We start from the raw sequence: 7550 nt of genomic DNA on the forward strand, positions 1-7550 counted from the left end.
TACCCGTCACGCAGTGCAGGGCCACCGCGGCGAGGGAGAACACGTCGCTCGCAGCACCCGCCGCGCCACCGGCCGCCACTACCGGGTCCACGTAGGCAGGGGTCCCCAGCGACCGGTCCGCCCCGGCCTGTCCGACCAGCATCCTGGCCACCCCGAGGTCGGCGAGCTTCGGTTGACCGGTGGCGCTGAACAGGATGTTGGCTGCGCTGACGTCGCCGTGCAGCACGCCCTCGGAATGCGCGAAGGCCAGGGCAGCGGCGATCGGGCTCAGCGCGGCGCTGACCTCGGCGGGACTGAGCCGGTCCCGGCGGCGCAGTAGCTGCGCCAGCGATCCGCCTTCGGCAAGCTCCATCACCAGCACTACCGCGGCCGGTGTCTGGACGTACTGGCGCAACCGGATGAGGCTCGGGTGCTGCAGGGCGGTGAGCAATGCGGCCTCGGTACGCGCCGACCGGATCAGCTGCGCGGCCCGATCCGGATCGCCGTGTACGGGAACGATGATCCGTTTCAGAGCTACCGGCTCGGCGGTGCCGGCGATGCGGCCGGACCACACCTCGGCATGGCTGCCGTAGCCGATGAGCTGGTCAACCTGGTAGCCGGGAACGGTGAACGACATCGGCCCACCGTAGGAGAAACGGCGCTGCCGCTGCCGAAGTTGTCCACAGGCCAGCGAGCCCGGACGGCGGTCAGTCCTCGGCGTTGGCGAGCTTGGACGGCCACCAGATCTTCTTGCCGATATCGGCCGACAGCGCCGGCACCAGCACGCTGCGCACCAGGATGGTGTCCATCAGCACGCCCACCGCGACGGCGAAGCCGAGTTCGGCCAGGAACACGATGGGCAGCACGCCGAGCACCGCGAACGTGGCGGCCAGCACTATGCCCGCCGACGTGATCACGCCGCCGGTGACCGTCAGGCCTCGGGAGATACCGACCCGGGTGCCATGCCGAAGGCTCTCCTCCCTGATGCGGGTCATCAGGAAGATGTTGTAGTCGATCCCGAGCGCCACCAGGAACACGAAGGTGAACAGCGGGAAGGACGGGTCCGCACCCGCGAAGTGGAACAGGTGGTTGAACGCGATTGCCGAGAGCCCCAACGCGGCCCCGAAGGAGAGCACCACCGTCAGGATGAGCAGCACCGGTGCCAGGATCGCCCGCAGCAGCAGCGCGAGCACCAGGAAGATGACCAGCAGCACGATCGGGATGATCAGGTTGCGGTCATGCACGGAGGCGTCCTGGACATCCAACGTAGCCGCGGAGACGCCGCCGACGCGAGCGTCGGCACCGGCGACGCCGTGGACGGCGTCGCGTAGCCGGCCCACGGTGGCATAGGCGGCGCGTGAGTCGAAGGCGTCGGCCAGCGTGGCGTTGACGATCGTCCGGCCGTCGATCGGTTGGATCCGCAGCGACTCCGGAGCGCAGCCGTCGGTGGGCGGCACGGTGCCGGACTTCGCCGCCGCTGCCAGCTTCGGGTAGTCGACCTGGACGCACACCGCGCCCGGCTTGCTGTCCACCCCGGGGACCTTCGACACGGCGGCGATGACGGCGTCCACGGAGCCGGCGTTGGTGGTGATCACCGCGGGCGTGCTGGTGTCGCGGGCGAACTTGGCGGCGTAGAGATCCTGGCCGATCACCGCGTCAGGGGTGTTGGTGAAACCCTGCGCGGTGTTGAAACCGTGCGCATTCAGCGAACCCAGGCCGATCAGGCAGGCACCCAACACCAGCCCGACACCGATCCAGGCCGGCCGGCGGTTGGCGTCGACCTTGCTGGCAACCCGGGCCCAGAAGCCGTGGCTGGCCAGGTCGACCATCTGGTCGACCTTGGGCTTGCGGGGCCAGAACACCCAGCGGCCGGCCAGCGACAGCGCCACCGGCAGGAAGCTCATGGACAGGACGAGGGTGCAGGCGATGCTGATGGCGCCCACCGGGCCCAGGCTCTTGTCGGATTCCAGGCTCGCGAAGCTCAGGCACAGCAGGCCGAGCATGACCGTGACGGCCGAGGCCACGATCGCCGGCGCCGATCCGCGCCACGCCTTGATCATGGCGTCGAAGCGGTTGGGATAGACATGCAGTTCCTCGCGATAGCGAGAGACCAGCAGCAGCGCGTAGTCGGTGCCGGCGCCGAGCACCAGCACCGGCATGATGCCGGCGCTCTGCCCGTTCAGTGTCACGACACCGTTCTTGGCGAGGTAGTAGATGACGATCGAGGACAGCCCGAGGGCCAGCACTGCCGACAGGATCGGAAAGATCCACAACACCGGCGAGCGGTAGACGAACAGCAGGATGAGGATCACCACGCCCAGCGCGGCGAGCAGCAGCGTGCTGTCGGCCCCGGCGAAGGCGTCCGAGAATGCCAGGAAGAGGCCCGACTGACCCCCTGGATAGGCCTTCAGCCCCTCGGGAAGCCCGGCCGTGGTGTCATCGACGATCTTCTGTTCCAACTTGGCGATCTTGTCGAACTTGACGTCCTCGCCGTCCTGTTTCTGCACCAGTGGGGTGAACACCGCGATCGTGGTGCCGTCACTGGACGTCTGCGGCGGGGCAAGCGCGTCGGTGTCGATCCCCGGAGTCCTGGCGACGATCTCGGCCGCCCTGCCCGCGGCGGCCCGGTCGGCGGCGGTGAGCCCGCTCGGGCGGTGGAAGATCATGAAGCCCGGTACGTTCTCGATCTTGTTGAACTTGGTGGACTCGGCCAGGACCTTGGTCGATTCCGCGGAACCCGGGAGGTAGGAGGCGTTGTCGTTCTTCTCCACCTCGGCCAACTTGCCCTGGTACGGGCCGCCGACACCGCCGGCCAGGAACGCCAGGATCGCCACGGCGAGCACCGCGAACACCGGCAGGCCTCGCGGCAACCGGCGTTTCCTGGTCGCCCCAGGTCCGGTTTGCGCCGATGTTCTGACGTCAGTCATCGAAATCCCCCATTACGGTTGCCGAACTTTGAGCAGGAGCCACAGCCCGCCGGCTGGGGCGAGCATGCGCGGCATCGTACTGGCTGAGGTCGGCTCCACCGCTGCGGCATTCCTAGCCCAGTGCTCCGACAATTACCGGCCCGTGCCGCCGGGGAGTGTGAGCGCACGCACGAGCACGGTTTCTGTCGCAGTAGCCGATTAGGCTGGGCGCGAGGAGATGATCAGGTGTCTGAGTTGAGGACCATACGAGCCGGCTTGATGGACTACGAGCAGGCCTGGCAGTGGCAACGGCAACTACACGCCCAGCGGATCGTCGGAGAGATCGACGACACCGCGCTGCTGCTCGAGCATCCGTCGGTCTACACCGCCGGCCGGCGTACCGAGCCCTGGGAGCGCCCAGTGGACGGCACTCCGGTGATCGACGTCGATCGCGGCGGCAAGATCACCTGGCACGGCCCGGGCCAGCTGGTGGGCTACCCGATCGTCGAGCTGCCCAACCCCGTCGATGTGGTGGCCTACGTCCGTCGGATGGAGGAGGTGCTGATCGAGGTGTGCGCCGAGCTGGGCGTGCGGGGCGGTCAGGTCGCCGGCCGTAGCGGCGTCTGGTTGCCCGCCGATGACCGCGGCCCGGAGCGGAAGGTGGCCGCCATCGGCGTCCGGGTCGCTCGCGGCGTCACGCTGCACGGCTTCTCGCTCAACTGCAACCCGGACCTGAGCTGGTTCAGCCGGATCGTGCCGTGCGGCATCACCGACGCCGGCGTCACCTCCCTGACCGCCGAACTGGACCGGGAGGTCAGCGTCGCCGACGCCCTGCCGGTGGTGGAGGCGCTCCTCCCCGGACTGGTCGCCGCGTACGCTCGATCCCGTGACTGAACCCAGCCAGCGGGCCCCCGAGTCCACCCCGGCAGCCGGCGCCGGGCGCAAGCTGCTGCGCATCGAGGCCCGCAACGCCCAGACTCCGATCGAGCGCAAGCCTGCCTGGATCAAGACCCGTGCGGTGATGGGGCCGCAGTACACCGAGTTGCGCCAGCTGGTGAAGAGCGAGGGCCTGCACACGGTGTGCCAGGAGGCGGGCTGCCCGAACATCTACGAATGCTGGGAAGACCGCGAGGCCACGTTCCTGATCGGCGGTGACCAGTGCACCCGGCGGTGCGACTTCTGCCAGATCGACACCGGCAAGCCGGCTGCCCTGGACACCGACGAGCCGCGCCGGGTCGCCGAGAGCGTGCAGACGATGGGCCTGCGCTACGCCACCGTCACCGGCGTCGCCCGGGACGACCTGCCCGACGGCGGGGCGTGGCTGTACGCCGAGACGGTCCGCCAGATCCACCGCCTGAACCCGGGGACCGGCGTCGAACTGCTGATCCCGGACTTCAACGCCGTTCCCGAGCAGCTGGCCGAGGTGTTCGGTTCCCGGCCGGAGGTGCTGGCGCACAACGTCGAGACGGTGCCCCGGGTGTTCAAGCGGATCCGGCCGGCCTTCACCTACGAGCGCTCGCTCAAGGTCATCAGCGCCGCCCGGGAGGCCGGGCTGGTCACCAAGTCCAACCTGATCCTGGGCATGGGCGAGCAGCGGGCGGAGATCTCGCAGGCGCTGCAGGACCTTTACGACGCCGGCTGCGAACTGATCACCATCACCCAGTACCTGCGCCCGTCGTTGCGCCATCACCCGATCGACCGGTGGGTCAAGCCGGAGGAGTTCGTCGAACTGCGCGAGGAGGCCGAGGAAATCGGCTTCGCCGGAGTGCTGAGCGGGCCGCTGGTGCGCTCGTCCTACCGGGCCGGGCGGCTCTACCAGCAGGCGATCGAGGCCCGCAAGCCGAGCGCCGCCCTCACCCGCTGACCGCCCTCACCCGCTGACCGCCGTCACCCGCTGAGCGCCGTTCAGAGGCCAAGCGCCGTCCCACCCTGTGCGCCGCTAATGCGCTGAGCGCTGTTCACAGGTTGAGCGCCGCTGAAGCGGCGATCTCAGCGGCGCCGAGCGTTGATGACGGCCGAGCCGACCAGAGCCGTCATCGCCGCGGAGAACACCAGCACCACCAGCGCGACATCCTTCTGGAACACCGGCAGGCCGCCGTAGTTGGCCCGCGGTTCGACGAGCTGGATCCTGCTGGGCTCAGGCTCAGGGCTGGACGGCGCAGTGCTGGACGGCGCAGTGCTGGACGGCGTGGCGTTCGACGGCTGGCCTGCGCCGTTGCTCGGGTGGGGCGCCGGCTTGCTGGACCGGCTGGGCGAGCTGCCGGCCGTCGGCCCGGCGGCGCCACCCGCAGCCGAGGAGGTGGCCGGCGGCGGAGGCTGGCTGGTTACCGGCGGTGCCGAACTGGCCGGAGCCGAACTGGCCGGAGCCGAACTGGTAGGCACCGAACTGGTAGGCACCGAACTCGTCGGAGCCGGGCTGCTCGAGGTAGCAGAGCTGCTGGGCGACGGGGACGGAGGGGTAGCTGTCGCGGTGGGCGTGTGCGCGGGCGTGCTGGGCGGCTTCGACGAACTCGGCGGCACTGTGACTGACACGCTCGGAGTCGGCCGGCTGGTGCTCGACGGCCCGGGGACGGTGCCGGCGCAGCTCAACCGAATGCTGTCCGAGGTCACCACCGTGCCGTCGAGGGCGATCACCCGGACCTCGTAGCGGGCGGGCTTGGCCACGACCTGGCTCAGCGTGATCACCGAGGCGCTGGGCTCGTCGAAGCTGACCAGCGTCCCGACGGGGTCGGTCCCGGCCAGTTGGCCGTCCTGGCGCACCAGCAGCACGGTGTAGTCGATCTGCTCGATGCCGATCTTCTCCAGCTGCCGATCCACGTCGTTGGGGTTGTCCAGCGTGACCTGGAGGTTGGCCCGCGAGCCGGACGTGCAGCCCTTGGCCAGGACCTGCACGGCGGGCTCGGCCAGGCCGAAGTTGGTCGGCTTGATCCGGTGGCAGGTTGCCTGCAGCGGCAGGTTGATGACCTCCGAGCGGTCGACCTGGCGGAGGAAGACGTGATCGCCGTCGTGCACCGGGCCGGCCAGCCGTATCTTGGCCGGGTCCTCGCCGAGCGTCACCAAGCTGGGTCCACCCTCGGGGAAGACGTCGGCAGCGTCGGGTGACTCGGGACCGGCCAGACCCACCTGCATCAGCAGCTCGCGGTCATCGCGCTTCCAGTCCTCTGCGTGGAGAGTGACCTCGACGAAGCTGTCCTCGCCGTGCTGGGCACAGCCGTATCGAACGCTGGCCCGGATGTCGTAGCTGTCGAGTGTCGAGGCCGCGCTGGGTTGGGCGAGCAGTGCGAGGCAGGCGCCCAGCGTGGTCAGCAGCAAAGCTGCGACCACACGGTCAGGACGTCGGATTCGCACAGTTTGTTAACCCCCGAACACGCTGAGAAACTAACAGCCCCCTTACTGTAGCTGGTAATCCTTGACGCGGGTGAAACATCTTTCGGCAAACGCCTATCCTGTTGTCATGGCGCAATCGACCCGGGCGAAGCGGGATGGCAAGCAGAACGGCAAGGCCAAGCTGAGCAGGGCCGACAAGAAGGCAGCCCGCGCCCAGCGCAGGCAGTCCAGGCGCGATTCGATCAAGCAGATGCGCCAGGCGTTCACCCTCACCCGGCAGAACGACGCCCGGCTTGTCCCCTATCTGATCATCGCGTTCGTGGTCGTGACAGCAGTGTTCTACCTGCTCGTCTTCCTGATGACCGGCAGCATCTGGCTGCCCATCGCGCCGGCTGTCATGTTGGGATTGCTGGCCGCGATGTTCCTGTTCTCCCGGCGCGCGCAGAGTTCGGCCTACCGGCAGGCCGAGGGCCAGGCAGGTGCCGCCGCCTATGTCCTGGGCCAGTTGCGTGGCGACTGGCGCAAGACCGATGCCGTCGCGGGGACGCCGCAGCTGGACGCGGTGCACCGGCTGCTCGGCCGGCCCGGCGTGGTGCTGATCGGTGAGGGCGCCCCCCATCGGGTCAAGCCGCTGCTTGCCCAGGAGAAGAAGCGGGTCGCCAGGCTGGCCGGCGACGCGCCGATCTATGACGTGGTGGTCGGTCGCGGCGAGGGCGAGGTGCCGCTGGCCAAGCTGAACGCACATCTGACGAAGCTGCCCCGCAACCTCTCCAAGGAGCAGGTGGTGGCACTGGACCGGCGGCTGTCCGCTCTGGGCGCGCAACGGCCACCGCTGCCCCAGGGGCCGATGCCCGGCGGTGTCAAGATGCGTAGCGTCCAGCGCGCGGCCCGCCGCCGCGGCTGACCCTCGTGGTGCCGGACCGGGCGCCGGCTCAGCGCTACCGGGGCCAGTCACTCGGGCTGCCGCCGGCTGGGCCGGGATCGCTGGCCCCCACGGGCCGCCGGATCATGGCGTTCGTCCTCGACCTGCTGGCCGCCGGGTTGGTGGCGAGCCCGTTCGTGCACCGCCAGGACCTGCCCGGGCTGGCCGCGCACCTGCCCGGCCAGTGGAGCCTGATCCCGCTGGCCCTGGACTACCTCATCGGCCTGCTGCTGTTCGGCCGTTCGCTGGGCATGTACCTGACCGGGCTGCGGGTGATCCGGGTGGACGCCAGGCTGGCTATCGGCCCGATCCGGGCCTTGGTCCGCACCGCGCTGCTGGTGGCGCTGCTTCCGGCGCTGGTCGCCGACCAGGACTTCCGGGGCCTGCACGACCGGCTGACCGCCACCGCCGTGATC

7 protein-coding genes are annotated in these 7550 nt (G+C 69.4%); 4 read left to right on the forward strand and 3 right to left on the reverse strand.

Annotated features, from left to right (window positions below; genetic code table 11):
- Together VF542_RS07700 and VF542_RS07705 are read right to left on the reverse strand one after the other, a co-directional pair.
- A partial coding sequence (locus VF542_RS07700) for a serine/threonine-protein kinase (RefSeq protein WP_408651112.1) occupies positions 1 to 616 on the reverse strand: 616 nt, incomplete at its 3' end.
- 70 nt (positions 617 to 686) lie between these two features.
- Positions 687 to 2906 carry an MMPL family transporter gene (locus VF542_RS07705; RefSeq protein WP_408651113.1) on the reverse strand — a complete coding sequence of 740 codons (2220 nt, stop codon included), beginning with the start codon at positions 2904 to 2906 and terminating at the stop codon, positions 687 to 689.
- Between the two features lie 225 nt (positions 2907 to 3131).
- Between VF542_RS07705 and lipB the strand changes: the two genes are divergently transcribed.
- Positions 3132 to 3779, forward strand: a complete 648-nt coding sequence (gene lipB, locus VF542_RS07710) for a lipoyl(octanoyl) transferase LipB (RefSeq protein WP_408651114.1) — start codon at positions 3132 to 3134, stop codon at positions 3777 to 3779.
- Positions 3772 to 4749, forward strand: coding sequence for a lipoyl synthase (lipA, locus tag VF542_RS07715; RefSeq protein WP_408651115.1), 978 nt, complete (start codon positions 3772 to 3774; stop codon positions 4747 to 4749). Before lipB ends, lipA begins: the two co-directional genes overlap by 8 nt.
- Positions 4750 to 4874: 125 nt before the next feature.
- On the opposite strand, the gene VF542_RS07720 is transcribed toward lipA, so the two are convergent.
- Positions 4875 to 6209: a hypothetical protein gene (locus VF542_RS07720; RefSeq protein ID WP_408651116.1), complete on the reverse strand. Its 1335-nt coding sequence runs from the start codon at positions 6207 to 6209 to the stop codon at positions 4875 to 4877.
- Between the two features lie 130 nt (positions 6210 to 6339).
- On the opposite strand from VF542_RS07720, the gene VF542_RS07725 reads away from it, so the two are divergent.
- Together VF542_RS07725 and VF542_RS07730 are read left to right on the forward strand one after the other, a co-directional pair.
- A complete protein-coding gene (locus VF542_RS07725) occupies positions 6340 to 7116 on the forward strand; it encodes a DUF4191 domain-containing protein (RefSeq protein WP_408651117.1) in 777 nt (258 codons plus the stop codon).
- Between the two features lie 5 nt (positions 7117 to 7121).
- Positions 7122 to 7550 (forward strand): RDD family protein (locus VF542_RS07730; RefSeq protein WP_408651118.1); only part of this gene is annotated, 429 nt, incomplete at its 3' end.

The sequence above is a fragment of the Jatrophihabitans sp. genome (genome assembly GCF_036389215.1).
Taxonomy (GTDB): domain Bacteria; phylum Actinomycetota; class Actinomycetes; order Mycobacteriales; family Jatrophihabitantaceae; genus Jatrophihabitans_A.

What these genes read in the sequence shown, in the direction of transcription:
- VF542_RS07705 (WP_408651113.1), bottom strand. Translation starts at nt 2,906, where the DNA reads ATGACTGACGTCAGAACATCGGCGCAAACCGGACCTGGGGCGACCAGG.
- VF542_RS07725 (WP_408651117.1), top strand. Translation starts at nt 6,340, where the DNA reads ATGGCGCAATCGACCCGGGCGAAGCGGGATGGCAAGCAGAACGGCAAG.